Genomic DNA, 22,081 nt, shown 5'->3' on the forward strand with positions numbered 1-22,081 from the left:
TGACCCATCAATAAAAAAATGAAAAAAAAAGTATTAATTACCTATGCCAGTCGTGCAGGCTCTACACAAGGAATTGCCCAAGCCATTGGAGAAGTCTTTGTTCGGCATGGGGCAGATGTTGAACTCCGTTTTATCTTAGATGTTAAAGACCTACAAACTTACGACATCGTCATTATTGGTAGCCCTATTCGTGATATGGCTTGGCTACCTGAAGCACTCCGCTTTATCGTTGTTCACCAACAAGTGCTTAAACATAAACAAATTGCTTATTTCATTGTCGGTATGACCCTGCGCGAAGACACGCAAACGACCCGAGAAAAAGCCCTCACTGTCCTAAACCCCATCAAAGACCTATTACACCCTGTAGAAATTGGACTCTTTGCAGGCGCACTTGTCCGCGATAAACGCTTAAAATACTTCTGGTGGCTAGTCGCAAAAATAACAGGACTCCCTGAAGGCGATTATCGCAACTTCCACAGTGTGCGCGAATGGGCAGACCAATTAGCAAAACGCCTGCTACCGCCCCCCTCTCAACCCACAGAAAAATGACTTTTAACCCCCTACCAAATCGTTAAATTTTTTTAATCTCAGCATAATTAACCCTATAAAATAGACATAAATATTGATTTATACAAAATAAACCGCATTTTACGCTAAAATGATTTACATCATTTTCAAGGGACACTATAATTACCTGTTCTTATTAACTGTTCTACTAACTGATTAGCTAATAGAAACTAAAATGCAATTATAAAAATGCACCTTTTCGTTTTTTTAAGACAATCAGCTTAATTAATGGTCAGCAGAGACAACAGCTAACTGATAAATCCTGTTTATCCTACTGACATGAGAAACAACAGTGACACCAAATTACTTGCAACCAACCCAAAACTCATTTTCTGGATAAACTCAATGAAATTACGTTATCTTTCTGTCTTAACTGCTAGTTTATTAAGCACCCAACTCGTCCTTGCTGAAGAAGCTGCTAAAGCCCCTGAAGACAAACTCAGCTACACCATTGGTCATCAAGTCGGTAGTAACATCAAAAAACAAGACCTCAAAGTCAATGTTGACACCGTCATGCAAGGCTTGCGCGATGCATATGAAGGCAAAACCGCCGCACTGACAGAAGAACAAATGCAAGAAACCATCGCGACTTTCCAAAAAGAGCGCATGGCACAACTCGAAGCCAAACGTAAAGCCACCGCCGAAAAAAATCAGGCTGAAGGCGACAAGTTCCTAGAAGAAAATAAAAAGAAAGAAGGCGTTACCACATTGCCCAGTGGCTTACAATACAAAGTCATCACTGAAGGTGCTGGGAAAACCCCCAAATTAACCGACACCGTGACCACTCACTACAAAGGCACGTTAATCAACGGCAAAGAGTTCGACAGCTCTTATTCTCGTGGTCAACCCGCTACTTTCCCTGTTAATGGCGTGATTGCAGGCTGGACAGAAGCCTTACAACTCATGAAAGAAGGCTCTAAATGGCAATTATTTATTCCTGCCAAATTAGCCTATGGCGAACGCGCAATGGGCGAAACCATTGAGCCTAATTCAACATTAATATTCGACATCGAATTATTATCCGTTGGCGAAGAGAAGAAAGAAGAAACCTCAAAAGAGGAAAAAATTGACTTAAAAGATTTAAAAATTGAACAAAAAACTGAGCCTGCTAAACAATAACCATTTGTCAACGGGCTATTAACTAACACAATGTCTTTAAATCATTGTGTTATTAAAGACCTAGCAGATACTTAAAAATCTGCTGGGTTTTTTTATGTACTTTTTTTCTCTGTTTCCTGCTTAATATGCTAAAGAAACTTGAGTTCGGCGAGTTTTATAAAATAAAACAGAGACCTGCTAGGTTTTCAAAACCTAGCAGGTCTGTCGGAACACGCGAAAAGGGTTGAAGGACTGGCAGAGATTATTCTCTTGTTTTTCATCGGAATTCACCAGACAAGCTGTTGTCTTTTTAAAAGAATCTCGCCGAACTCAGGTTAAAGAAAGACAAAAATCCTCGATAGAATAAGTTTAATCTACGCTTTCACACCAAGCAGATTTATAATGAATCTTCTCATTTGCCCTGAATAAACCCATTATTTTCACAATTTCGCGTAAATACAACACAATCTTTGAGAAAATGCCTTAAGAAATCGGATGAAAACAAGCAACCTCCCCAAACAAACCCCACTAGATTTACTGTATTTACTCCAATTAAAAAAAATTGCTAATCAAAATAAAATATTAACAGTTGAGTTATGCTATCCCCATCAGACTAACCAATCTCCCTCCTTTTCATTGAATACTCTGCGCCCTCATCCTTTGTCCACTATCGATGAGGACATCATTAATTCGCTGAGAGAAATTAATCAAATTCGTTCCACTGAATCTATTAAAACATTCTCGTTAATGCCCACTGACCATGTAACAACTGAAATTTTAAGCAAAATTTTAAAAACAGCACGTTGTCATTGGGAAAAACTCAATACCCCCGCACTCATACAAGGCAAAGCCCGTCAAGCAACACTCCATTGGACAGAACAGCCCAATAAAACCCACATGCTACATTTTACTTTTCAAGGGGATAATAACGCGCATATTCTTCCTTTAATGCCGCTGTGGTACATCGATACGACAACGCACGAGTGTGGCGAACTGATAACAGGCTTACCGAACCCTGTCGCGCTGATGGTTACTAGAGCCCCTGTTTTAAAAACAGAAGAAGCAACACAAGTTTGCATTCAATTAGAACATCTAGTCCCAACGCTCACCATTCCCAAACCCATTTTTAACTATCAAGACCGCCAAGAAACTGACCCCCCTAAAATTCGTCTCATCTTATTTAATCAAGCTGTTGTCCCTGCTATACAAAATCGCGCCCATAAATTTCATGAAAGTGTCCCTTTTGCAAAACTCTATTTTTGCTATAAAAATAAAACCATTGATAGCCTAATTCCACAAGCGGAGACATTTTCATATTTAGATACGCTCAATGAAGTACGCATTACCATCACCCGTGATGTCAAAACAGAACAAGCTGCCCGAGAAAAATTACAAGAACTGCAATTTATTCCTGTCCATGAACACCCTGAAAATATTCAACTGTTTGCAACACCACAACGCTACGCCTTTAATTATTTGCCCAATGTTTCCCTGCTACGCGATTCTTACCGTTTAGAAGAACATCTGTCCCACTTTTTCATGTATGCCCTGCCCCAATTACAAGCAGAAGGTTGGGAAATTGATATCGATAAAAATTACCAGTATCACACTGTACGCCCTGAATCTATTGAAGAATGGTATGGCGAAATTGACGAAACCACAGGCATGGATTGGTTTAGCCTATCATTAGGTATCAAAATTGATGGTAAGCGGATAAATCTTTTACCGCTCTTAGTGCAACTGCTGAAAAAAACGGCAACTACGCAAGAGTTATATAAATTATTAAACCTACCTGATAATACAACCTTACCGATTCGTTTAGCTGATAACCGTTTATTACCAATTGCGGTTGGACGGGTGCGCAATATTCTCAGCGTCTTAATTGAACTGCTAGACGACACTGTCTTAGATGAAACAGGACGCTTACAACTCAACCATTTACAAGCGGCGCAATTGATAGAATTAGAAGCTAGCTTAGGCGCGATTCAACTGCGCTGGTTTGGCGGAGAAAAACTACTGGCGTTAGGACGTAAACTAAGGGATTTTCAAGGCATTAAAACCATTCATTTACCAAGCCAATTTCACGCAACGCTAAGACCTTATCAACAACATGGTGTCAATTGGCTACAATTTCTCCGCGAATATCAACTCGGTGGCATTCTTGCCGATGATATGGGACTTGGTAAAACGGTACAAACCTTAGGACATATCGCCATTGAAAAATATCAAGGACGTTTGACTAAACCCTGCTTAATTGTTGCCCCCACCAGTTTAATGGGCAATTGGCGAGCTGAAGCTCATCGATTTGTTCCTACCTTGCGCGTACTCATTTTGCAAGGATTGCAACGCAAAGAACAATTTGAACAAATTCATGAGCATGATTTAATTCTCACGACTTACCCATTACTGGCTCGTGATAAGGTTTTTTTACTACAACACGAATATCACTTATTAATCCTAGATGAAGCGCAAAATATTAAAAATCCTAATGCGAAAGCAACATTAGTTGCGCATCAAATCAAAGCTAATCATCGTCTTTGCTTAACAGGCACACCGCTAGAAAATCATTTAGGCGAAATTTGGTCATTGTTTCATTTTCTCATGCCAGGTTTACTCAGCACTAAAAAATATTTCCATCAACACTTCCGTAAACCGATTGAAAAAGAAGGGGATACTTTACGTCATCAAGCCTTATCCAAACGCATTAAACCCTTTATGCTGCGTCGGACAAAAGAGCATGTTATCAGCGAATTACCCGAAAAAAATGAAATTATCCGCATGATTAACCTAGAAGGGGCGCAATTAGACCTATACGAAACAATTCGCCTTGCAATGCATGATAAAGTCCGTAAAGAAATTGCAGAAAGAGGCATGGCAAAAAGTCAATTGATTATCCTTGATGCCCTATTAAAACTCAGACAAGTTTGTTGTGACCCGCGTCTGGTCTCACTCCCCAGTGCGAAAAAAGTAAAACAATCGGCAAAACTCAATTTATTGATGGATTTAGTTCCAGAAATGATAGAGGAAGGGCGGAAAATTCTTATATTTTCACAATTTACCAGCATGTTAAGCCTTATCGCGGATGCTTTTCAGCAAGTCTCAATTCCTTACGTCAGCTTAACGGGGCAAACACAAAAACGGAGCGAAGTGATTGCCCGTTTTCAGGAGCAAGACGTGCCTGTTTTTCTTATCAGTCTTAAAGCGGGCGGTACAGGGCTGAATTTAACCGCCGCTGATACAGTGATACATTATGACCCGTGGTGGAATCCTGCGGTTGAAGAGCAGGCAACTGACCGCGCTCATCGGATTGGACAAGATAAAAATGTTTTTGTTTATAAATTCATCACGACAGGCACGGTTGAAGAAAAAATTCAGGCATTACAAGAGCGTAAAAAACAATTGGCAGATGCATTATTTGCAGGAACAGGACAAGGCGCGTTGCAACTGTCTCCCGCTGATTTAGATGCTTTGTTTGAGCCTTTGAGTCCTGCTTAAGAACGAGGGCGTAACAATCGCTGATAACGTGCCAACATGCTTGGATTACCCGTTAATCCACCACAATGAATATAAATCAATTGGTTGGGTAATGTCGCTTGATGAGTTTGTAACGCTAACCAACCTAAAGGGTCGTACAATAAATCAAATTCAATACCCGTCTTTGCACAACATTCTTGCCAAATTGCGAATAAAGTTGGGTCAGGTTTACCAAAAGTACGTTTTTGAGGCTGTTCTAAAATAATGGGATAACGTGCGTTTTGTTCAATCGCTAATTGGCAAAAACTATCTTGCAAATAAGCAGAAGAACCAACACAAGGCGTTGTATAAACTGGATAATCACAAAACTGTTGTAAATAAAAAGCGGTCGCGCCTGTCCCAGAGGGGACAAAAATCCCGACATCGGTTAATTGTTTTTCCTGAATAAAAATTGTTAATTCATCCGCTAAGGTTTGTAACCCCCAACTGGCTTCAGCACTCGCGCCCCCTTGTGGTATCCATAAATCAGTTGGTGCTAAATGAATCTGTGAAAAATCCATGATTTCTCGATAATTCATACCTAACGCGACGGCTTGTTGAAAATTACCATGTGTTTGTTGATGTAATGCTTGTGGTAATGGCTTGAGATAGTAGCAAAATTGCCACTGTTTTAATTGCGCAAGTATTGCTAACGCCAGCATGGCATTGGATTGATTGCCCCCACAGGAAACCAATGTTGTTTTATTGGGGAAATCATGTTGCAAGTAATACAGTAATTTGCGGGCTTTATTGCCGTTAAGTGTTGGGTGTAGTAAATCGTCGCGTTTTACCCAGCATTGTTTATCAGCCCATGTGATTGCTTGCAGAGGGGAAGGGGAAAAGGTGAACATCTCGTCTTTTCTTTGGCTCACATCGGAAAAAACCTGCTAGGTTTTGAAAACCTAGCAGGTTTTTTTTGTCTGAATCAGAATTCACAGAATTTTCAGAATTAGCAGGATTAAAAAGCGTGATTCGCATTACTTGGTTTAAGAGGTTTAAAGCCTGTTAATCCTGAAAATCCTGATTGAGACAAATGCTTGTCTTTTTAAAAATCTCGCCGAACTCAGGTTAGGCTAACTAACGATAAGATAAGCCCATGACTTGACGAACTTCTTCTAACGTTTCCCGTGCGACTGCGCGGGCTTTTTCACAGCCTTCGCTCATAATCGCACGCACGGTTTCAGGCGATTCTTGATAACGGCGACATTTTTCTTGAATTGGTGTTAATTCTGCTTTAATTCCTTCAATTACAGGCTGTTTACACTCAATACAGCCAATGGTCGCGCTTCTACAGCCTTCTTGTACCCACGCTTTAACATCTTCAGGTGAATAGATTTTATGTAATTGCCAAACGGGACATTTTTCAGGCTCGCCCGCATCTGTGCGCCGAATTCGGGCGGGGTCGGTTGGCATCGTGCGAACTTTTTGCTCAACATTGACAGGCGTATCGCGCAAAGTAATGGTATTGCCATACGATTTGGACATTTTTTGCCCATCTAAACCAGGCATTTTTGAGGTTTCTGTCAATAACGCTTCAGGCTCAGGCAGAATCGTACGGGTTTCCCCTTCTAAGAAGCCTAACAGGCGTTTTTTATCGCCTAAGCTGATATTTTGCTGGGCATTCACTAACACTTGTGCGGTGCTTAAGGCTTCTGCATCGCCTTGTTCTTGGTAACGCTTGCGCAACTCATTGTATAAATTAGCGTTCTTTTTCCCCATTTTCCGTATAGCTTCTTTCGCTTTTTCTTGAAAATCAGGTTCACGACCATAGAGGAAATTAAAACGGCGGGCTAATTCGCGGGTGATTTCAATATGTGCAACTTGGTCTTCACCAACGGGCACAAGCCCTGCTTTATAAACTAAAATGTCCGCACTTTGTAATAAGGGATAGCCGAGAAAACCATAAGTTGATAAATCTTTATCTTTTAACTTCTGTTGTTGGTCTTTGTAGGTCGGGACACGTTCTAACCAACTTAGGGGCGTGGACATAGAGAGCAATAAATGCAATTCAGCATGTTCAGGCACTTTAGATTGAATAAAAATAGTTGCTTCACTGGGATTCACCCCAACGGAGAGCCAATCGATGAGCATATCCCAAACATTGGACGCTATCATGCTGACATCATCATATTGTGTGGTTAAAGCGTGCCAATCAGCCGCAAAGAAAAAACAGCGGTATTCGTATTGCAGTTTTATCCAATTTTTTAACACACCGTGATAATGTCCTAGGTGTAGTTGACCTGTCGGTCTCATGCCAGACAGTACCCTTTGTGAAGTCACTAAACTCAACCCTGTTCTCCTTAGATTTTTATAGAAAAATCAGAAAATTGACCTTTCAAAACTGAAAAGCAAAGAAATTATTGTAAGGTTTTATGTATGACAAATAAATTGCTTCTTTGTAAAGACGCTGTATTTTCACATTCAGCCATTGTAATGGATAGCAGGTAATGTTCAAAACAAGTGATGGCATATGAAACCTTTGGTCATTGTGGATAAATAGCGTGAGCTATAGATAACCCTGTGTAAATGTTCACATGGTAAATCGATGCTTTATGAACTGCTGCTACTGCTGGATGAGCGGCTTGTACTCCCTGCTAAATTACGTGTTGACGTGGAGGACGAGGAGGTAGAAGACGGCGAATTGTTGCTATAGCTAGATGAGGAATAAGAGGTAGAGCTACTGCTTTGATTTCCGCTATAACTGCCCGTCGTTGAACTATTATTGCTGTAATTCTCGGCATATTTTCCTGCAAAGTTACTTGTAGAAATCGCACGACGGGGCGTTATATCTGTTGTTACATCCGCAGGCACATACCAGCGGGAAAAGCCGTTAGTGCTTAGGGTAGAAGAACTGCCTGTATTGCTAAAAGATGAACTTGTTGCGGTATTTTGGGTTAGTGGGGCAATGGGGCGAACATTACGTAGAGGCATCCAATACGCTTGCCCTTGCCATGCAGTTGTTTCACATTTGCCAACGCCTGCATAGTTTTCGCAGGCTTCGCGTTTTTCAAACATGGGGCGAGATTGGGAAACAATTTTGTCACATTCATGACTGCTGTAATAAATGCTGCATTCATCACGGTCTTTAAAGCTCAGGTCTTTAGGGACATTGTTGTCAGAGCAACCGATTAGGGTCAATGCGCTTGGGGCAATGAGTAAGAGTGATATAGAGGTAGATTTTTTCATCAGGGAACGCGCTCATTTTGTGATGGGAAAATGGCAGGCGGTCAGTTTTTTATCCTTTAGTCACGATTATTTTTGCTTATTCAATAAAGTATAAATAGCCTGCGTTGGTAAAGTCAGTAAACAATTGCACAAATTCCATGTCATTAAAATAAGGTTTTAATGCTATATAGGTTAGCTCACGTTGTTCTGTTAGGAGGGGGGCAACAAAGGCAAGTTTTTTAATTAATGGATAAGCAGCCCCTTGGGCAAAGAGCGTGATATTGTCGCCTTCACGAATAAATGCCATGCGAGCAGCGCGACGTAAGCAAGGGGTTTGTGCAAATTCGGCTAACCATTCATCTGGCGAGTATGGCGGTTCTGGGCAGTCAAATTCTCCCCCTTCGTGGTGTCGTCCTTCGGTAATAAAGCAACCAAACCATTGGTTAATACTGTGTTTGTCGGTTGGTAGGCTATGGATAATGGGGTAGATTTTATCGAGGGCAGCTTGGCTGATTTCGCCTTGTTCGTTTTGTAGGCTTAAATCGGGGTCGGTATAACGGTGGTCGGAGTCTAATTGCATCACGGTATGTGTGACATAGTTGTTTAACATATCGGTGTGTGAGGGCGCGAGAAAGCCGATAGAGAAGGTCATGCATTCGTCAATAGCAACACCGTGATGGGCGACATTAGGCGGTAAATAGAGCATGTCACCTGGTTCGAGTATCCATTCTTCTTCGGGGGTAAATTCGCGCAGAATGCGTAATTCTAAATCAGGAATAAAGTCACCTTGTTGGCGACTAATTTGCCAGCGACGTTTGCCGTGGGCTTGGAGTAAAAACACGTCGTAACTGTCTAAATGAGGGCCGACAGAGCCTTCAGGTACAGCATAGCTCATCATTAAGTCATCAATTCGCCAATTCGGGATAAAGCGGAATTGGTCTAAAATATCCTCAGCATCGGTAAAATAGCGGTTTGTCTCTTGAACTAAAACTGTCCAATGCGTTTTAGGGAGGCGTTTAAATTGCTTTTTTTCTAACGGGCTATAATGTACTTCCCAAGGATTTTTCCCGCCTTTTTCTAAAATTAAGCGGGATTCGACACTTTCTTCGCAAGCGAGGTCGATTAATTCTTTTGGCGTAATGGGACTTTTAAAATTGGGGATGGCTTGGCGAATCAAGAGCGGACGTTTTTGCCAATAGTATTTTAAGAAGTCAGCAGGCGTTAATGACGCGCCTAAGGAAATGGTGTGAGTCAGTGACATAGTGAATGGTGATAAGCAACGCAGAAAAAAGAGATATGCCATTATGACATAATTCTTGCGGAATCTTACTGTTGCAAGATGGATTTTCTAGCGTGTTTAGTGGGTTTTCGCCTGTTTGCGTGGAATAAAAATAAGCGTAAACAGCGGGAGCACTTTCAGCAATCGCAATGCACTTAAGGATTAAAACCCATGCGATATGTGAGATATTTGCTTTATAGCATTGTATTTTTTTGGATATTGTTGTCAGGACCTATTATGGTGCTGATTTTTGGCAATCTGAGCAGTAATAATGAAAATTGGCAGGCATTTCAAGACCAACGCGCAAAGCTCGCACCTCCGCCCAGCACGGAACAAGCAATTATCCAAGTTTATGCCGCGCGTTCGTTTGGTTGGCAAGGGGCCTTTAGTGTGCATACGTGGATAGCTTGCAAACGCCAAGCAGAGAAGCAATACAAACTTTATCAAGTTGTGGGTTGGTATAAGCAGATGAATACCAGCGTTTTAAGTATGCAACTATTGCCTGAAAATGATACCCCTGATGTGTATTGGTATGGACAAGCACCTCAACGTTTAGTGGATGTTCGTGGAGCTGGCGAGATTGATGCCTTGATAGACCGATTGGATCAGGTGGTGATAAGTTATCCCTACAAAAATCATTACCGCGCATGGTTTGGTCCTAACAGTAATACATTTACGGCTTACGTTGCCCGTGCATTACCTGAATTACGCCTTGATTTACCAAGTACAGCGATGGGTAAAGATTATTTATCTGATGGTACTTTTTTCGCTATAGCCCCCAGTGGAACAGGCGGACAAGTTTCTTTATTTGGCATCGTCAGCGCGACTCTTGCGACTGAGGAGGGCTTAGAACTGAACTTATTAGGCTTACACTTTGGGCTAGACTTACTCGATATAACTATCCGCTTTCCAGGAATTGGACGGATAGGATTTTAAAGCAGACGGTGCAATGCTGGTTTGCTAACAACTGAATGATAAATAAAAAAGATGTTTTCATAACATCTGCATCAATAAGAAAAATAACAATGAACAGATATTCAAAACACACACAAGGTTTTCTACAATTTTCGCGATGGTTTGGCTTACTAGCGAGTTTCTGCTTTTTGCCCGCCGTATTTGCACTTGATACGGCGACATCCCCACTAACTTTCTCCCTGTTTGATATGAGTATGGGTTTGCTGGGTGGTTTAGCCCTGTTTTTATATGGCATGGATATGCTCTCCGTCGCGCTCAAACGCATTGCAGGTGAACGGATGCAAGTGATTTTAGCTAAACTCACTAAAAATCCTGCTATGGGCGCATTTACGGGCACGGTGGTTACTGCTGTTGTACAATCCTCCTCCGTTACAACCGTTTTAGTTGTTGGCTTTGTCGCAGGTAATTTACTCACTCTTAACCAAGCGGTCAGCATTATTATTGGTGCACAACTTGGCTCGACCATTACCGCACAAATTATTGCGTTTAAAATTACCAAATATGCCCTATTGATGCTCGCTATTGGCTTTCTAATGCAATTCCTAGCCAAACGTGACAACTTAATTGAATACGGTAGAAGTTTGATGGGGTTGGGATTATTATTTTTTGGGATGGGTGTGATGAGCGACGCGATGCAACCACTACGCACTTATCCGCCGTTTTTAAGCTTTCTTACGCATTTAGACAATGTTTGGTTAAGCATTTTTATCGGTTGGTTATTTACTGCCTTAATCCAATCCTCTGCCGCAACATTGGGGATTTTATTGATTCTTGCAGGACAAGGCTTAATTACTTTACCTGTCGCTATTGCCATTTCTTTTGGCGCACATATTGGAACTTGCCTCACGGCTCTACTGGCTGCCATTGGGCGACCACGTGAAGCGGTACGTGCTGCCGTTGCGCATTTATTCACCAGCATATTAGGCGTTATCTTATGGGTTGCCTTTATCGACGATTTAGCACAATTAACCGTCGCGTTTTCGCCCGCTAGCACAGATATAGAAAAACAAGCAGTGGAAGTACCGCGTCAAATAGCAAACGCCTACACTCTCTTTAACCTTATAAATTTACTAATTTTCGTCTGGTTTACAAGCACGATTACTCGTATTATTTACTGGATAATCCCAGAAAAACCCGAAGGCGATATCCGCATAAAACCCAAATACCTCGATAGCTTATTACTTGAAACACCCTCATTAGCCCTAGAAGCTGTTCGCCACGAACTACAACACTTAGGCAAACGCATCAATGAGATGTTTGCTGCTATCATGCCCGCCCTATTGAGTAGCGACTATCAAGCCTTAACCAATATTGCAGGTATGGATAATGATATCGACACCCTGCACGGAGACATCATTTACTACTTAGGCGAAATTAGTAAACGCTCCTTAACCAATAAACAAACGCAAGACCTTTTAAATCTCATTGATGCCACTAACAGCCTAGAAAATATTGGCGATTTATTAGAAACAGACTTAGTTGTCTTAGGACAAAAACGCTTAAGCCATCACATCAGTTTTAGTCCTGAAACCCAAGAAATTTTAAGACAAGTTCACCACACTATCGGCGATTTACTAAAAACCGCTATAGAAGGCTTGGTCGAACAAGATACTGAAAAAACTAAACAAGTTATTAATATGAAAGACCGCTTACACGAATTAATCAACCACGCAGGACAAAACCAAGTAGAAAGATTAGTTGCAACCCAACAAGAACCTGCACAACGTGTGATGTCATACACCATTAAAACAGACATCTTAGAAAAATTCCGCCGTGTTTACTACTTTGCAAAACGCATTGCAAAAGCAGTATAAACCCCAACGATAAAGCTATTCACTACACCCACACACATCTAAAAAAAGAAGGAGTTCACCAATGGACGAACAAACCCGCCTCGAACTTGAAGCCGCTGCCTTTCGCCAACTCGTCCAACACTTACGCGAAAGAACAGACGTACAAAATATTGATTTAATGAACTTAGCAGGCTTTTGTCGCAACTGTTTATCAAAATGGTACAAAGCTGCCGCAGAAGAAAAAGGCATGAGCATGGACTATGAAGAAGCCCGTGAAATCGTTTATGGAATGCCTTACGAAGAATGGAAAAAATGCTATCAAACCGAAGCTACAGCAGAACAAAAAGCTAAATATGACGCTGTACAAGCACAATCAGCCCATTAATAATGCGGTCAATGGCGGGGCATCATCATGAATAATATGAATAAACTCATGATTCATTGTGTAAGTGCAACACTGCTGAGTTTCTACAGCGTAAACTCCTACGCCCAAACCGAAACCGACCCCGCCAAACGGGGCTTATTGGCCACTTATGCCTATCAAGCCTTTAAATCAGGCGACTACGCACAAGCCATTGAAGTCTGGAGTCAGCTTGCAGAAACTAATCACATCCCCTCTTTACTCTTATTAGGCATGTTATATGAAGAAGGATTAGGCGTACCGCAAGATATACAAATCGCCGTCGCATGGTATCAAAAGGCCGCAGAATTAGGCGATGCCATTACGCAATACAATTTAGGCGTGATGTATGCCCAAGGTCGCCCTAACCTACCACCAGACTTAAATCTTGCCCGCCATTGGCTCAATATTGCAGCCCGTCAAGGCGATGCAGACGCGATAAAAGCCTTACAAGAACTCATAGCAGGTAAACCCGTTACGTCTATCGTCACCCCGCGCGAGTTTCCCAGTTTCCCAACCCACTTGGAAGTTGTTGCCCCCAGACGTTGAACAAGTCATTAAACCTAAAACCTATAGGTTTAATCAGTATTAAACATAAAAAAAGCCGAACTGAATTGCTTAAGTTCGGCTTTTTAACAGCAAAGCATTATTTTTACTCTGCTTCTACAGGCTCAACAGTCATTTCTGGTCTATCAACCAACTCGACAATAGCCATAGGAGCTTTGTCACCAGCTCTAAAACCACATTTCAGGATACGTAAATATCCACCTGGACGCTCTTTATAACGAGGACCTAATTCATTAAATAACTTGGTAACAATTTCCCGATCACGCAGTCTTGCAAACGCTAAACGACGTTTAGCGACGCTATCTTCTTTCGCTAACGTGATTAAAGGTTCAGCAACACGACGTAACTCTTTCGCTTTGGGCAATGTTGTTTTGATGATTTCGTGACGCATCAAGGAAGCCGCCATATTCTTAAACATGGCTTTTCGATGACTGCTGTTACGACTCAGCTGTCTGCCCGCATTACGATGACGCATGATTTTTATCCTAAGTACAAATGTTCAAAACCAATTTTAAGAACCTGACGGTTGTTCGTCATATAAGCCTACAGGAGGCCAGTTCTCTAAACGCATACCCAAAGAGAGCCCACGTGACGCTAATACGTCCTTGATTTCTGTTAAAGATTTTTTCCCTAAATTGGGAGTCTTTAACAACTCGCTTTCTGTTTTTTGAATTAAATCACCGATATAGTAAATACTTTCGGCTTTTAAACAATTAGCGGAGCGAACAGTTAGTTCTAATTCATCAACAGGACGCAATAAAATCGGATCGATGTCGACTTCTTGCTTTGGCATTTCAACTTGCGGCTTGCCTTTCAAGTCCGCAATAATGGACAACTGATCCATTAGAATGGAAGCTGCTTGTTTCACAGCTGATTCTGGATCAATTGTGCCATTTGTTTCTAACTCAATAATTAATCTATCTAAGTTAGTCCGTTGCTCTACACGCGCATTTTCTACGGTATAAGCAACCCGTTTAATAGGACTAAAGGAAGCATCAAGTTTTAAGACACCAATAGCACTATCTTCTTCTTCCGAATAACGTTGACTAGAAGGTTGATAACCGCGACCTATCTTGACTTTGAGCGTCATACTCAATTCACCCTTAGTCAGGTGAGCCAGTTCATAGTCACGGTTAATGATTTCTACATCATGATCCAACACAATATCAGACGCACAAACAACACCAGGCCCTTTTTTATTCAATTGCAAGGTCACTTCAGAGCGACCATGCATTTTGATTGCAAGCCCTTTGAGGTTTAACAGGATTTCTACAACATCTTCCTGTACGCCTTCAATACTGGTGTACTCGTGTAAAACACCTTCAATGGTTGCCTCTACAACGGCTGAACCGGGTAAGGATGAGAGTAAAACACGTCTTAGGGCATTACCTAAGGTATATCCAAACCCTCGTTCCAACGGCTCCAACGTAATTTTCGCTATCGTTTCAGTAATACGTTCGACATCAACAATACGTGGTTTTAATAATTCCGTGACGTGGGATTGCATAGCATGTCCTCTTAAGACAAAGGATTACTTGGAGTACAGTTCGACAACTAATTGTTCATTGATGTCGCTAGGCAATTCCATCCGTGCAGGAGCTGTTTTGAAAACTCCTTGCATTTTACTTACATCCACATCAACCCACTCAGGAAAACCATACTCTTCTGCGCTTGACAATGCACTTTTAATCCGTAATTGGTTACGGCTTTTTTCGCGCACAGCAACAACATCACCTGCTTTGACTTGATAAGAAGGAATGTTGACACATTGCTCATTAATCACAATGGCTTTATGGCTGACTAACTGTCTTGCTTCTGCACGTGTGGCAGCAAACCCCATGCGATACACCACGTTATCTAAACGGCATTCTAACAAGTGCAATAAGTTTTCACCTGTAGAGCCTTTCATAGAGCTGGCTTTGGTATAGTAGTTATGGAACTGACGTTCTAAAATGCCATAAATACGACGGAGTTTTTGTTTTTCCCGTAACTGAGAAGCATAGTCAGATAAACGCTGACGTTTGTCACCGTGTTGACCAGGTACTTTATCTAATTTGCATTTAGAATCTAAAGCACGAGCGCGGCTTTTTAAAAATAAGTCTGTCCCTTCACGACGACTTAACTTACATTTAGGACCAAGATATCTTGCCATTTCGGTTCTCCTGACTAGACGCGGCGACGTTTGGGAGGACGACAACCATTATGAGGAATCGGTGTTGCGTCAGTAATACTGATGATTTTAAAACCACTGTTATTTAGTGCGCGAACAGCTGATTCACGACCAGGACCCGGTCCTTTAATACGTACTTCTAAATTCTTGACACCATATTCTTTGATGGCAGCACCTGCTTTTTCAGCAGCAACCTGTGCGGCAAACGGGGTACTTTTCCGTGAACCACGGAAACCCGTACCACCCGCAGTCGCCCATGCTAGGGTGTTTCCCTGACGATCAGTGATGGTGATAATGGTGTTGTTAAAAGAGGCATGAACGTGTGCAATGCCATCCGTAACATTCTTTTTAACCCGTTTACGAACACGGGGAGCTGCTTTTGCCATAGTATTTCCTGATTTTATTAATGCTGGAGTTGTTTACTATTTCTTAATCGCTTTGCGGGGTCCCTTACGGGTACGTGCATTGGTGCGGGTTCTTTGACCATGTACAGTTAACCCACGACGGTGACGCAAGCCGCGATAACAACCCAAATCCATTAAACGTTTAATATTCATGGCAACCTCGCGGCGCAAATCACCTTCGACGTTGTATTTTGCAACTTCTGTCCGCAAACTTTCTAATTCACTTTCTGTCAGGTCTTTGACCTTTCTATCAGGTGCAATGCCACTCGCTTCGCAAATACTTTTTGCTCTTGTACGACCAATCCCATAAATGGCGGTCAAAGCGATAACGGTATGCTTTTGTACCGGGATATTGATGCCGGCAATACGTGCCATATCTATTCCTCTAACCTAAACTGTTGATTATCCGCTATAACACTTTGCAAATGCAAAATGATTAACCTTGTTTTTGCTTGTGCCGTTTATCGCTACAAATTATCCGTACTGAACCATTACGACGGATAATCTTACAGTTGCGGCAAATCTTTTTTACAGATGCTCTGACTTTCATGATGAGTTACCAGTTATCAGTGATGTTGATTACCAGCTATCTGTGCTTCTTGCAAATGCTAAAGCCTCTGATAACTGGTCATGTTGGTCAACGCAACATAGGGTTACGCCCATGTCCTTTTAAGTTTGCTTTCTTTAATAAGCCTTCATATTGGTGTGACATTAAATGTGCTTGTACTTGTGCCATGAAATCCATAACCACAACGACAATAATGAGTAATGATGTACCACCAAAGTAGAAAGGAACACTAAATTCCAAAATTAAAAATTCTGGAAGCAAGCAAACCGCCGTAATATAAACCGCACCCGCCATTGTAAGACGTGACATTACTCTATCAATATAATCAGCTGTTTGTTTACCAGGACGAACGCCAGGTATAAAAGCCCCTGATTTTTTAAGGTTGTCAGCGGTCTCTTTCGGATTAAAAACCAATGCAGTATAGAAGAAACAGAAAAACACAATGGCTACTGCATATAGCATTACATAAAGCGGTTGACCAGGTGATAGAGTTTGTGACAGGGTTTGTAACCATCCCATGCCTTCTGCACTGCCAAACCATCCCCCCAATGTTGCTGGGAAGAGAATGATACTAGAGGCGAAAATAGGAGGAATTACACCAGCCATATTTAACTTTAACGGTAAATGACTGGTTTGTCCTGCATATAACCGATTACCAACTTGGCGTTTTGCATAATTGACGGTAATACGACGTTGTCCGCGTTCCACAAATACAACAAATGCGGTCACAGCTAAGACAATGCCAAATAAAAGTAAGACAGTTAGAATATGCAATTGACCTGTTCGTGCTAATTCCAATGTTCCACCAACTGCAGCGGGTAAACCTGCAATAATACCTGAAAAAATGATAATAGAAATCCCATTACCAATTCCACGCTCACTGACTTGTTCCCCTAACCACATCAGGAACATTGTACCCGTTACTAATGCTGCAACTGTCGTAATCCGAAATGCATATCCAGGATCAAGAACGACATTTTGACTTTCTAAGGCAATAGCCACGCCTAATGCTTGAAACAGGGCTAAACCAAGCGTGCCATAACGCGTGTATTGCGTCATTTTACGTCTGCCAGATTCGCCTTCTTTCTTTAATTGTTCGAGCTTAGGATGCACAACACTCAGCAACTGGATAATAATAGATGCAGAGATGTAGGGCATAATCCCAATCGCAAACACAGAAAACCGTGTCAATGCACCACCAGAGAACATGTTAAACATATCAATGATAGTACCACGTTGTTGTTCAAACATTTGCGCAAGTGCAACAGGGTCAATCCCTGGCACTGGGATGAATGTACCCACACGAAAGACAATAATCGCGCCTAGTACAAACAACAGTCTATTTTTTAGTTCAGTAAGTCTACCTAACTTACCCAGTTCGCTGATGCTGTTCGTCGTCAAACGATTTAGCCCTCGATGCTACCACCCGCCGCTTCAATCGCTGCGCGTGCGCCTTTAGTCACAAGAATACCACGTAAATGAACTGCTTTTTCTAATTGTCCAGAGGCAATGACTTTTGCACGTAAACAAGCTTGTGGAACAATTTTAGCAGCCTTTAAGTCAGCTAATTCAATCACATCTTTTTGTACTTTCATTAACTCGTGCAAACGAACTTCAGCTGTTTCTGCTTGCTTTAAGGAAACGAAACCCCGTTTAGGTGTTCGTCTTTGTAAAGGCATTTGACCGCCTTCAAAACCAACTTTGTGGAAACCACCAGCGCGCGCATGTTGACCTTTATGCCCGCGACCGCAGGTTTTTCCTAAGCCAGAACCAATACCGCGACCAACACGTGCCGCTGTTTTCTTTGCCCCTTGGGCAGGCTTAATGGTGTTTAAGTACATCGTTACACTTCCTCAACTTTCAAGAGGTAAGCCACTTTATTAATCATGCCTCGTACGGCTGGCGTGTCTTCCACTTGTACAGTATGGTGCATACGGCGCAAACCTAAACCAGCAACACATGCTCTGTGCTTAGGTAAGCGTCCAAATACGCTTTTAATTTGCGTTACTTTTAGCATCTTTTTCATACAACACCCAGTCTTTAGCAGAACCTTAAATGATTCTGTCGATATTAACCTTGAAGTTCTTCTAAAGTTTTACCGCGCTTTGCCGCAATATAATCAGGGCTAGAAACATCGGTTAATGCCTTAAAGGTTGCACGCACAACATTCATAGGGTTAGATGAGCCAAAACTCTTTGCTAATACGTCACGAATGCCGACAGCATCAAGCACAGCACGCATTGCGCCACCAGCAATAACCCCTGTCCCTTCAGAAGCGGGCTGCATATAAACTTTAGATGCACCATGTTCTGCACTAACGGGATAGTATAAAGTTGTGCCTTTTAAAGAAACGGTCTTCATGTTTTTACGAGCACTTTCCATTGCTTTTTGAATAGCTGCAGGCACTTCACGGGCTTTACCATAACCAAAGCCAATCTTGCCCTTACCATCACCTACAACAGTTAATGCCGTAAAACTGAATATACGTCCACCTTTTACAACTTTTGCGACACGATTAACAGCAACCAACTTCTCGACTAAGTCATCGTTTTTTGTGGTTGGAATATCGTAATTATTCGTTGCCATATTGACTTTACCTAGAAGTTCAGACCATTTTCACGTGCGGCATCTGCTAATGCTTTAACACGGCCATGATATTTAAAGCCAGAGCGATCAAATGCAATTTCGCTGACACCAGCGGCTTTTGCGCGTTCTGCAATTGCTTTACCCACTGCGACAGCGGCAGCGATGTTCCCGCCATAACCGATTTGCTCACGCAGTGTTTTATCTAATGTAGATGCACTGGCTAACACTTTATCCCCTTCAGGGGTAATCACTTGAGCATAAATATGGCGTGGTGTTTTATGGACACATAATCTGTGCGAACCGAGCACCTTAATTTTGGCACGAGTCCGTTGCGCACGACGTAAACGGGCAGTTTTCTTATCCATAGTGATTATTTCTTCTTCACTTCTTTCATGATGATGACTTCGTCAGCATAACGCACACCTTTGCCTTTATAAGGTTCTGGCGGACGGTAAGCGCGAATATTAGCAGCAACCTGCCCTACTTGTTGTCTGTCAGCACCTTTCACAATAACTTCTGTTTGTGAAGGCGTTTCAATGGTAATACCTGTAGGGATTGCGAAGTTAACGGGATGAGAGAATCCTAAGGTTAAATTCAGTGTTGTACCTTGCACTTGGGCACGGTATCCAACGCCGACTAACGTTAATTTTTTCTCAAATCCTTTACTTGCACCAACAACCATATTATTGACAAGTGCGCGGGTTGTTCCTGCTAGTGCATTGGACTCTTTGGTTTCTTTCCGAGGCGCGAACGTTAAAACATTTTCTGTTAACGTCACTTCTACATCCTCGTGAATTTCATGTTCTAAAGCACCTTTAGTACCTTTGATTTTTAAGAGTTGCCCTTGCAGATTAACATCTGTACCTTTAGGGACAGTCACAGGATTTTTTGCAATTCTTGACATGATTCGCGACTCCTATGACACGATGCACAAGACTTCACCACCGTGTCCTTGCACACGCGCAACACGGTCAGTCATCAAGCCTTTAGAAGTAGAAACAATCGCAATACCCAAGCCATTTAGAACTTTAGGTAAGCTATCTTTATCTCTATAAATCCGTAAACCTGGGCGGCTAATCCGTTTAATTTCGGAAATAACGGGTTTATTTAAATAATATTTTAAATCTAAAGTTAAAATTGCTTTAATGCCATCAGAAATACGATAGTCATTAATGTAACCCTCTGCTTTGAGGATTTTGGCAACTTCTACTTTAATTTTAGAAACAGGCATTTCAACAGTCTGTTTTCTGGTTGATTGCGCATTACGGATGCGCGTCAACATATCAGCAATCGGATCAGTCATGCTCATAGCAATTTCCCCTTTACCAACTGGCCTTGACTAAACCGGGGATATAGCCCAGCATTGCCATTTCACGTAATTTATTACGTGCCAATCCAAATTTTCTATAAACGCCATGCGGACGACCTGTAATACGACAACGATTACGGATACGGCATGGACTTGAATCACGTGGTAACGCTTGTAATTGTTGACGTGCTAAGTCACGTTCTTCATCACTGATTTTCATATCAAGGATGGTTGTTTTTAACTTCGCACGTTTTTCCGCGTATTTTTGCACCATTTTCTTGCGCTTAACTTCGCGGTTAATCATAGATGACTTTGCCATAACTCTGTCTCGTCGCTTATCTAAATGGGAATTGGAAAGCTTTCAACAAGGCGCGACCTTCTTCATCAGTTTGTGCCGTTGTTGTGATAGTAATATTCATCCCACGAATTGCATCGATTTTGTCATAATCAATTTCGGGGAAAATAATTTGCTCACGCACACCCATACTGTAGTTGCCTTGACCATCAAATGCTTTTGAACTAAAGCCACGGAAGTCGCGAATACGAGGAATAGCAATCGTTACCAAACGATCTAAGAATTCATACATCTGATTACTACGTAAAGTAACTTTACAACCAATTGGCCAGCCTTCACGAATTTTGAAGCCTGCAATAGATTTACGTGCAACAGTGACTACGGGTTTTTGACCAGCAATTGCGGTCATATCGCCAACCGCTTTTTCGATAATTTTCTTATCGCCAACGGCTTCGCCTAATCCCATATTTAACGTAATTTTTGTAATACGTGGCACTTGCATTACGTTTTTGTAGCCAAACTTTTCCATCAATTGCTTGATGACGGTTTCGCGGTAATATGTTTGTAATCTCGCCATGTTAAAAACCTACACGTCAACGACTTCGCCAGTGGATTTAAAATAACGGACTTTTTTACCGTCTTCTAAGAATTTGAAACCAACCTTATCTTTCTTGTTGGTATTCGCGTTGACAATAGCCACATTGGAAATGTGGATGGACAACTCTTTATCAACAATGCCACCGGGTTTATTTTGATATGGGTTACCACGTGTATGGCGTTTTACCATATTGATATTTTCAACCACGACACGATCGGTTGAAGACATAACACGAACAACTTTACCGCGTTTGCCTTTATCTTTACCTGTGATGACTTCGACTTCATCACCTGTTTTAATTTTGCGCATTACCTAAGTCCTCTTACAGCACTTCGGGTGCCAGAGAGATGATCTTCATGAAACTTTCTGTTCTCAGTTCACGCGTCACTGGTCCGAATATGCGAGTTCCAATAGGTTGTTTTTGATTGTTCAATAATACTGCTGCATTAGTATCGAAACGAATCACCGAACCATCTGAACGACGAATACCCTTACGGGTTCTTACGACCACTGCGTTGTAAACTTCGCCTTTTTTTACTTTACCACGCGGTATCGCTTCTTTTACGCTAACTTTAATAACATCACCAATATTTGCGTAGCGGCGATGTGAACCACCCAACACCTTGATGCACATTAAACGTCGTGCACCACTGTTGTCTGCCGCCTCAAGCATTGTTTGCATTTGTATCATGGCATATGCTCCACATCATATCCTGTATAGCCCACCGCAAATAAAGACAATAATGATAACATTATTTTTTTTGAATGAAAAGAGCCACCACCTTTCTTAAACA

Annotated in this window: 28 protein-coding genes; 7 read left to right on the forward strand and 21 right to left on the reverse strand. The window is 41.7% G+C overall.

Annotation, left to right across the window (positions count from 1 at the left end; genetic code table 11):
• Positions 1-18: 18 nt before the first annotated feature.
• The 3 genes from BEGALDRAFT_RS12770 to BEGALDRAFT_RS12780 all read left to right on the forward strand — a co-directional run bounded on the left by BEGALDRAFT_RS12770 (position 19) and on the right by BEGALDRAFT_RS12780 (position 5,160).
• Positions 19-549, forward strand: a complete 531-nt coding sequence (locus BEGALDRAFT_RS12770; RefSeq protein WP_002690598.1) for a flavodoxin domain-containing protein — start codon at positions 19-21, stop codon at positions 547-549.
• A 363-nt stretch (positions 550-912) separates the two neighbouring features.
• Complete coding sequence (locus tag BEGALDRAFT_RS12775) at positions 913-1,686, forward strand: FKBP-type peptidyl-prolyl cis-trans isomerase (protein WP_002690600.1); 774 nt, start codon at positions 913-915, stop codon at positions 1,684-1,686.
• Between the two features lie 474 nt (positions 1,687-2,160).
• Positions 2,161-5,160 (forward strand): DEAD/DEAH box helicase, encoded by a 3,000-nt coding sequence (locus tag BEGALDRAFT_RS12780; protein ID WP_002690602.1) that lies wholly within the window; start codon positions 2,161-2,163, stop codon positions 5,158-5,160.
• On the opposite strand, the gene BEGALDRAFT_RS12785 is transcribed toward BEGALDRAFT_RS12780, so the two are convergent.
• The 4 genes from BEGALDRAFT_RS12785 to BEGALDRAFT_RS12800 form a co-directional block, all read right to left on the reverse strand.
• Positions 5,157-6,029, reverse strand: a complete 873-nt coding sequence (locus tag BEGALDRAFT_RS12785; RefSeq protein WP_040294967.1) for a hypothetical protein — start codon at positions 6,027-6,029, stop codon at positions 5,157-5,159. The genes BEGALDRAFT_RS12780 and BEGALDRAFT_RS12785 overlap by 4 nt on opposite strands.
• A gap of 226 nt (positions 6,030-6,255) precedes the next feature.
• Positions 6,256-7,467: a tryptophan--tRNA ligase gene (locus tag BEGALDRAFT_RS12790; RefSeq protein WP_002690604.1), complete on the reverse strand. Its 1,212-nt coding sequence runs from the start codon at positions 7,465-7,467 to the stop codon at positions 6,256-6,258.
• A 261-nt stretch (positions 7,468-7,728) separates the two neighbouring features.
• On the reverse strand, positions 7,729-8,364 hold the full coding sequence (locus BEGALDRAFT_RS12795; RefSeq protein ID WP_002690605.1) for a hypothetical protein: 636 nt from the start codon (positions 8,362-8,364) through the stop codon (positions 7,729-7,731).
• Between the two features lie 76 nt (positions 8,365-8,440).
• Positions 8,441-9,604, reverse strand: coding sequence for a cupin domain-containing protein (locus tag BEGALDRAFT_RS12800; protein WP_002690606.1), 1,164 nt, complete (start codon positions 9,602-9,604; stop codon positions 8,441-8,443).
• 255 nt (positions 9,605-9,859) lie between these two features.
• On the opposite strand from BEGALDRAFT_RS12800, the gene BEGALDRAFT_RS12805 reads away from it, so the two are divergent.
• The 4 genes from BEGALDRAFT_RS12805 (at position 9,860) to BEGALDRAFT_RS12820 (ending at position 13,339) form a co-directional block, all read left to right on the forward strand.
• Positions 9,860-10,558 (forward strand): DUF3750 domain-containing protein, encoded by a 699-nt coding sequence (locus BEGALDRAFT_RS12805; protein WP_157237592.1) that lies wholly within the window; start codon positions 9,860-9,862, stop codon positions 10,556-10,558.
• An 89-nt stretch (positions 10,559-10,647) separates the two neighbouring features.
• Positions 10,648-12,411 carry a Na/Pi cotransporter family protein gene (locus BEGALDRAFT_RS12810; protein WP_002690608.1) on the forward strand — a complete coding sequence of 588 codons (1,764 nt, stop codon included), beginning with the start codon at positions 10,648-10,650 and terminating at the stop codon, positions 12,409-12,411.
• Positions 12,412-12,472: 61 nt separating this feature from the next.
• Positions 12,473-12,775, forward strand: a complete 303-nt coding sequence (locus BEGALDRAFT_RS12815; RefSeq protein ID WP_002690609.1) for a DUF1244 domain-containing protein — start codon at positions 12,473-12,475, stop codon at positions 12,773-12,775.
• A 27-nt stretch (positions 12,776-12,802) separates the two neighbouring features.
• The gene (locus BEGALDRAFT_RS12820) at positions 12,803-13,339 is read left to right on the forward strand and encodes a tetratricopeptide repeat protein (RefSeq protein WP_002690610.1); all 537 of its coding nucleotides are present in this window, start codon (positions 12,803-12,805) and stop codon (positions 13,337-13,339) included.
• 103 nt (positions 13,340-13,442) lie between these two features.
• On the opposite strand, the gene rplQ is transcribed toward BEGALDRAFT_RS12820, so the two are convergent.
• The 17 genes from rplQ to rplN all read right to left on the reverse strand — a co-directional run bounded on the left by rplQ (position 13,443) and on the right by rplN (position 21,978).
• On the reverse strand, positions 13,443-13,832 hold the full coding sequence (gene rplQ / locus BEGALDRAFT_RS12825) for a 50S ribosomal protein L17 (RefSeq protein ID WP_002690612.1): 390 nt from the start codon (positions 13,830-13,832) through the stop codon (positions 13,443-13,445).
• A gap of 36 nt (positions 13,833-13,868) precedes the next feature.
• A complete protein-coding gene (locus BEGALDRAFT_RS12830) occupies positions 13,869-14,864 on the reverse strand; it encodes a DNA-directed RNA polymerase subunit alpha (RefSeq protein ID WP_002690614.1) in 996 nt (331 codons plus the stop codon).
• Between the two features lie 24 nt (positions 14,865-14,888).
• Complete coding sequence (rpsD, locus tag BEGALDRAFT_RS12835; RefSeq protein WP_002690615.1) at positions 14,889-15,509, reverse strand: 30S ribosomal protein S4; 621 nt, start codon at positions 15,507-15,509, stop codon at positions 14,889-14,891.
• Positions 15,510-15,523: 14 nt separating this feature from the next.
• The gene (gene rpsK, locus BEGALDRAFT_RS12840) at positions 15,524-15,913 is read right to left on the reverse strand and encodes a 30S ribosomal protein S11 (protein WP_002690618.1); all 390 of its coding nucleotides are present in this window, start codon (positions 15,911-15,913) and stop codon (positions 15,524-15,526) included.
• Between the two features lie 36 nt (positions 15,914-15,949).
• Positions 15,950-16,306: a 30S ribosomal protein S13 gene (rpsM, locus tag BEGALDRAFT_RS12845; RefSeq protein WP_002690620.1), complete on the reverse strand. Its 357-nt coding sequence runs from the start codon at positions 16,304-16,306 to the stop codon at positions 15,950-15,952.
• 61 nt (positions 16,307-16,367) lie between these two features.
• Positions 16,368-16,481, reverse strand: a complete 114-nt coding sequence (rpmJ, locus tag BEGALDRAFT_RS18950; protein WP_002690621.1) for a 50S ribosomal protein L36 — start codon at positions 16,479-16,481, stop codon at positions 16,368-16,370.
• 87 nt (positions 16,482-16,568) lie between these two features.
• Positions 16,569-17,900: a preprotein translocase subunit SecY gene (secY, locus tag BEGALDRAFT_RS12850; protein WP_002690624.1), complete on the reverse strand. Its 1,332-nt coding sequence runs from the start codon at positions 17,898-17,900 to the stop codon at positions 16,569-16,571.
• Between the two features lie 5 nt (positions 17,901-17,905).
• The gene (gene rplO, locus BEGALDRAFT_RS12855) at positions 17,906-18,340 is read right to left on the reverse strand and encodes a 50S ribosomal protein L15 (RefSeq protein ID WP_002690626.1); all 435 of its coding nucleotides are present in this window, start codon (positions 18,338-18,340) and stop codon (positions 17,906-17,908) included.
• Positions 18,341-18,342: 2 nt separating this feature from the next.
• On the reverse strand, positions 18,343-18,525 hold the full coding sequence (gene rpmD, locus BEGALDRAFT_RS12860) for a 50S ribosomal protein L30 (protein ID WP_002690628.1): 183 nt from the start codon (positions 18,523-18,525) through the stop codon (positions 18,343-18,345).
• A 44-nt stretch (positions 18,526-18,569) separates the two neighbouring features.
• Complete coding sequence (rpsE, locus tag BEGALDRAFT_RS12865) at positions 18,570-19,085, reverse strand: 30S ribosomal protein S5 (protein WP_002690630.1); 516 nt, start codon at positions 19,083-19,085, stop codon at positions 18,570-18,572.
• Between the two features lie 11 nt (positions 19,086-19,096).
• A complete protein-coding gene (rplR, locus tag BEGALDRAFT_RS12870; RefSeq protein ID WP_002690634.1) occupies positions 19,097-19,450 on the reverse strand; it encodes a 50S ribosomal protein L18 in 354 nt (117 codons plus the stop codon).
• A gap of 5 nt (positions 19,451-19,455) precedes the next feature.
• Complete coding sequence (rplF, locus tag BEGALDRAFT_RS12875) at positions 19,456-19,989, reverse strand: 50S ribosomal protein L6 (RefSeq protein WP_002690637.1); 534 nt, start codon at positions 19,987-19,989, stop codon at positions 19,456-19,458.
• A gap of 12 nt (positions 19,990-20,001) precedes the next feature.
• Positions 20,002-20,394 (reverse strand): 30S ribosomal protein S8, encoded by a 393-nt coding sequence (gene rpsH, locus BEGALDRAFT_RS12880; protein ID WP_002690639.1) that lies wholly within the window; start codon positions 20,392-20,394, stop codon positions 20,002-20,004.
• Positions 20,395-20,407: 13 nt separating this feature from the next.
• Entirely contained in the window at positions 20,408-20,713 is a 306-nt protein-coding gene (rpsN, locus tag BEGALDRAFT_RS12885) for a 30S ribosomal protein S14 (RefSeq protein ID WP_002690640.1), read from the reverse strand.
• Between the two features lie 16 nt (positions 20,714-20,729).
• Positions 20,730-21,266, reverse strand: coding sequence for a 50S ribosomal protein L5 (rplE, locus tag BEGALDRAFT_RS12890; protein WP_002690641.1), 537 nt, complete (start codon positions 21,264-21,266; stop codon positions 20,730-20,732).
• A gap of 9 nt (positions 21,267-21,275) precedes the next feature.
• Positions 21,276-21,596 carry a 50S ribosomal protein L24 gene (gene rplX / locus BEGALDRAFT_RS12895; protein ID WP_002690642.1) on the reverse strand — a complete coding sequence of 107 codons (321 nt, stop codon included), beginning with the start codon at positions 21,594-21,596 and terminating at the stop codon, positions 21,276-21,278.
• A 13-nt stretch (positions 21,597-21,609) separates the two neighbouring features.
• The gene (gene rplN, locus BEGALDRAFT_RS12900) at positions 21,610-21,978 is read right to left on the reverse strand and encodes a 50S ribosomal protein L14 (protein WP_002690643.1); all 369 of its coding nucleotides are present in this window, start codon (positions 21,976-21,978) and stop codon (positions 21,610-21,612) included.
• Positions 21,979-22,081: the final 103 nt, after the last annotated feature.

The organism is Beggiatoa alba B18LD (genome assembly GCF_000245015.1).
Lineage (GTDB): Bacteria > Pseudomonadota > Gammaproteobacteria > Beggiatoales > Beggiatoaceae > Beggiatoa > Beggiatoa alba.

Bases quoted from the DNA above. Each gene is read 5' to 3' on its own strand.
- rpsH (WP_002690639.1), bottom strand. From the start codon at position 20,394: ATGAGCATGACTGATCCGATTGCTGATATGTTGACGCGCATCCGTAAT.
- rplX (WP_002690642.1), bottom strand. From the start codon at position 21,596: ATGCGCAAAATTAAAACAGGTGATGAAGTCGAAGTCATCACAGGTAAA.
- BEGALDRAFT_RS12770 (WP_002690598.1), top strand. From the start codon at position 19: ATGAAAAAAAAAGTATTAATTACCTATGCCAGTCGTGCAGGCTCTACA.
- BEGALDRAFT_RS12775 (WP_002690600.1), top strand. From the start codon at position 913: ATGAAATTACGTTATCTTTCTGTCTTAACTGCTAGTTTATTAAGCACC.
- rplQ (WP_002690612.1), bottom strand. From the start codon at position 13,832: ATGCGTCATCGTAATGCGGGCAGACAGCTGAGTCGTAACAGCAGTCAT.
- rpsK (WP_002690618.1), bottom strand. From the start codon at position 15,913: ATGGCAAAAGCAGCTCCCCGTGTTCGTAAACGGGTTAAAAAGAATGTT.
- rpmJ (WP_002690621.1), bottom strand. From the start codon at position 16,481: ATGAAAGTCAGAGCATCTGTAAAAAAGATTTGCCGCAACTGTAAGATT.
- rplE (WP_002690641.1), bottom strand. From the start codon at position 21,266: ATGGCGAGATTACAAACATATTACCGCGAAACCGTCATCAAGCAATTG.
- BEGALDRAFT_RS12800 (WP_002690606.1), bottom strand. From the start codon at position 9,604: ATGTCACTGACTCACACCATTTCCTTAGGCGCGTCATTAACGCCTGCT.
- BEGALDRAFT_RS12795 (WP_002690605.1), bottom strand. From the start codon at position 8,364: ATGAAAAAATCTACCTCTATATCACTCTTACTCATTGCCCCAAGCGCA.
- rpmD (WP_002690628.1), bottom strand. From the start codon at position 18,525: ATGAAAAAGATGCTAAAAGTAACGCAAATTAAAAGCGTATTTGGACGC.
- rplR (WP_002690634.1), bottom strand. From the start codon at position 19,450: ATGGATAAGAAAACTGCCCGTTTACGTCGTGCGCAACGGACTCGTGCC.
- rpsD (WP_002690615.1), bottom strand. From the start codon at position 15,509: ATGGCAAGATATCTTGGTCCTAAATGTAAGTTAAGTCGTCGTGAAGGG.
- rpsN (WP_002690640.1), bottom strand. From the start codon at position 20,713: ATGGCAAAGTCATCTATGATTAACCGCGAAGTTAAGCGCAAGAAAATG.
- rpsM (WP_002690620.1), bottom strand. From the start codon at position 16,306: ATGGCACGTATTGCCGGCATCAATATCCCGGTACAAAAGCATACCGTT.
- rplO (WP_002690626.1), bottom strand. From the start codon at position 18,340: ATGTACTTAAACACCATTAAGCCTGCCCAAGGGGCAAAGAAAACAGCG.
- BEGALDRAFT_RS12815 (WP_002690609.1), top strand. From the start codon at position 12,473: ATGGACGAACAAACCCGCCTCGAACTTGAAGCCGCTGCCTTTCGCCAA.
- BEGALDRAFT_RS12830 (WP_002690614.1), bottom strand. From the start codon at position 14,864: ATGCAATCCCACGTCACGGAATTATTAAAACCACGTATTGTTGATGTC.
- rpsE (WP_002690630.1), bottom strand. From the start codon at position 19,085: ATGGCAACGAATAATTACGATATTCCAACCACAAAAAACGATGACTTA.
- rplF (WP_002690637.1), bottom strand. From the start codon at position 19,989: ATGTCAAGAATTGCAAAAAATCCTGTGACTGTCCCTAAAGGTACAGAT.
- BEGALDRAFT_RS12780 (WP_002690602.1), top strand. From the start codon at position 2,161: ATGAAAACAAGCAACCTCCCCAAACAAACCCCACTAGATTTACTGTAT.
- rplN (WP_002690643.1), bottom strand. From the start codon at position 21,978: ATGATACAAATGCAAACAATGCTTGAGGCGGCAGACAACAGTGGTGCA.
- BEGALDRAFT_RS12785 (WP_040294967.1), bottom strand. From the start codon at position 6,029: ATGTTCACCTTTTCCCCTTCCCCTCTGCAAGCAATCACATGGGCTGAT.
- BEGALDRAFT_RS12820 (WP_002690610.1), top strand. From the start codon at position 12,803: ATGAATAATATGAATAAACTCATGATTCATTGTGTAAGTGCAACACTG.
- BEGALDRAFT_RS12805 (WP_157237592.1), top strand. From the start codon at position 9,860: ATGGTGCTGATTTTTGGCAATCTGAGCAGTAATAATGAAAATTGGCAG.
- BEGALDRAFT_RS12810 (WP_002690608.1), top strand. From the start codon at position 10,648: ATGAACAGATATTCAAAACACACACAAGGTTTTCTACAATTTTCGCGA.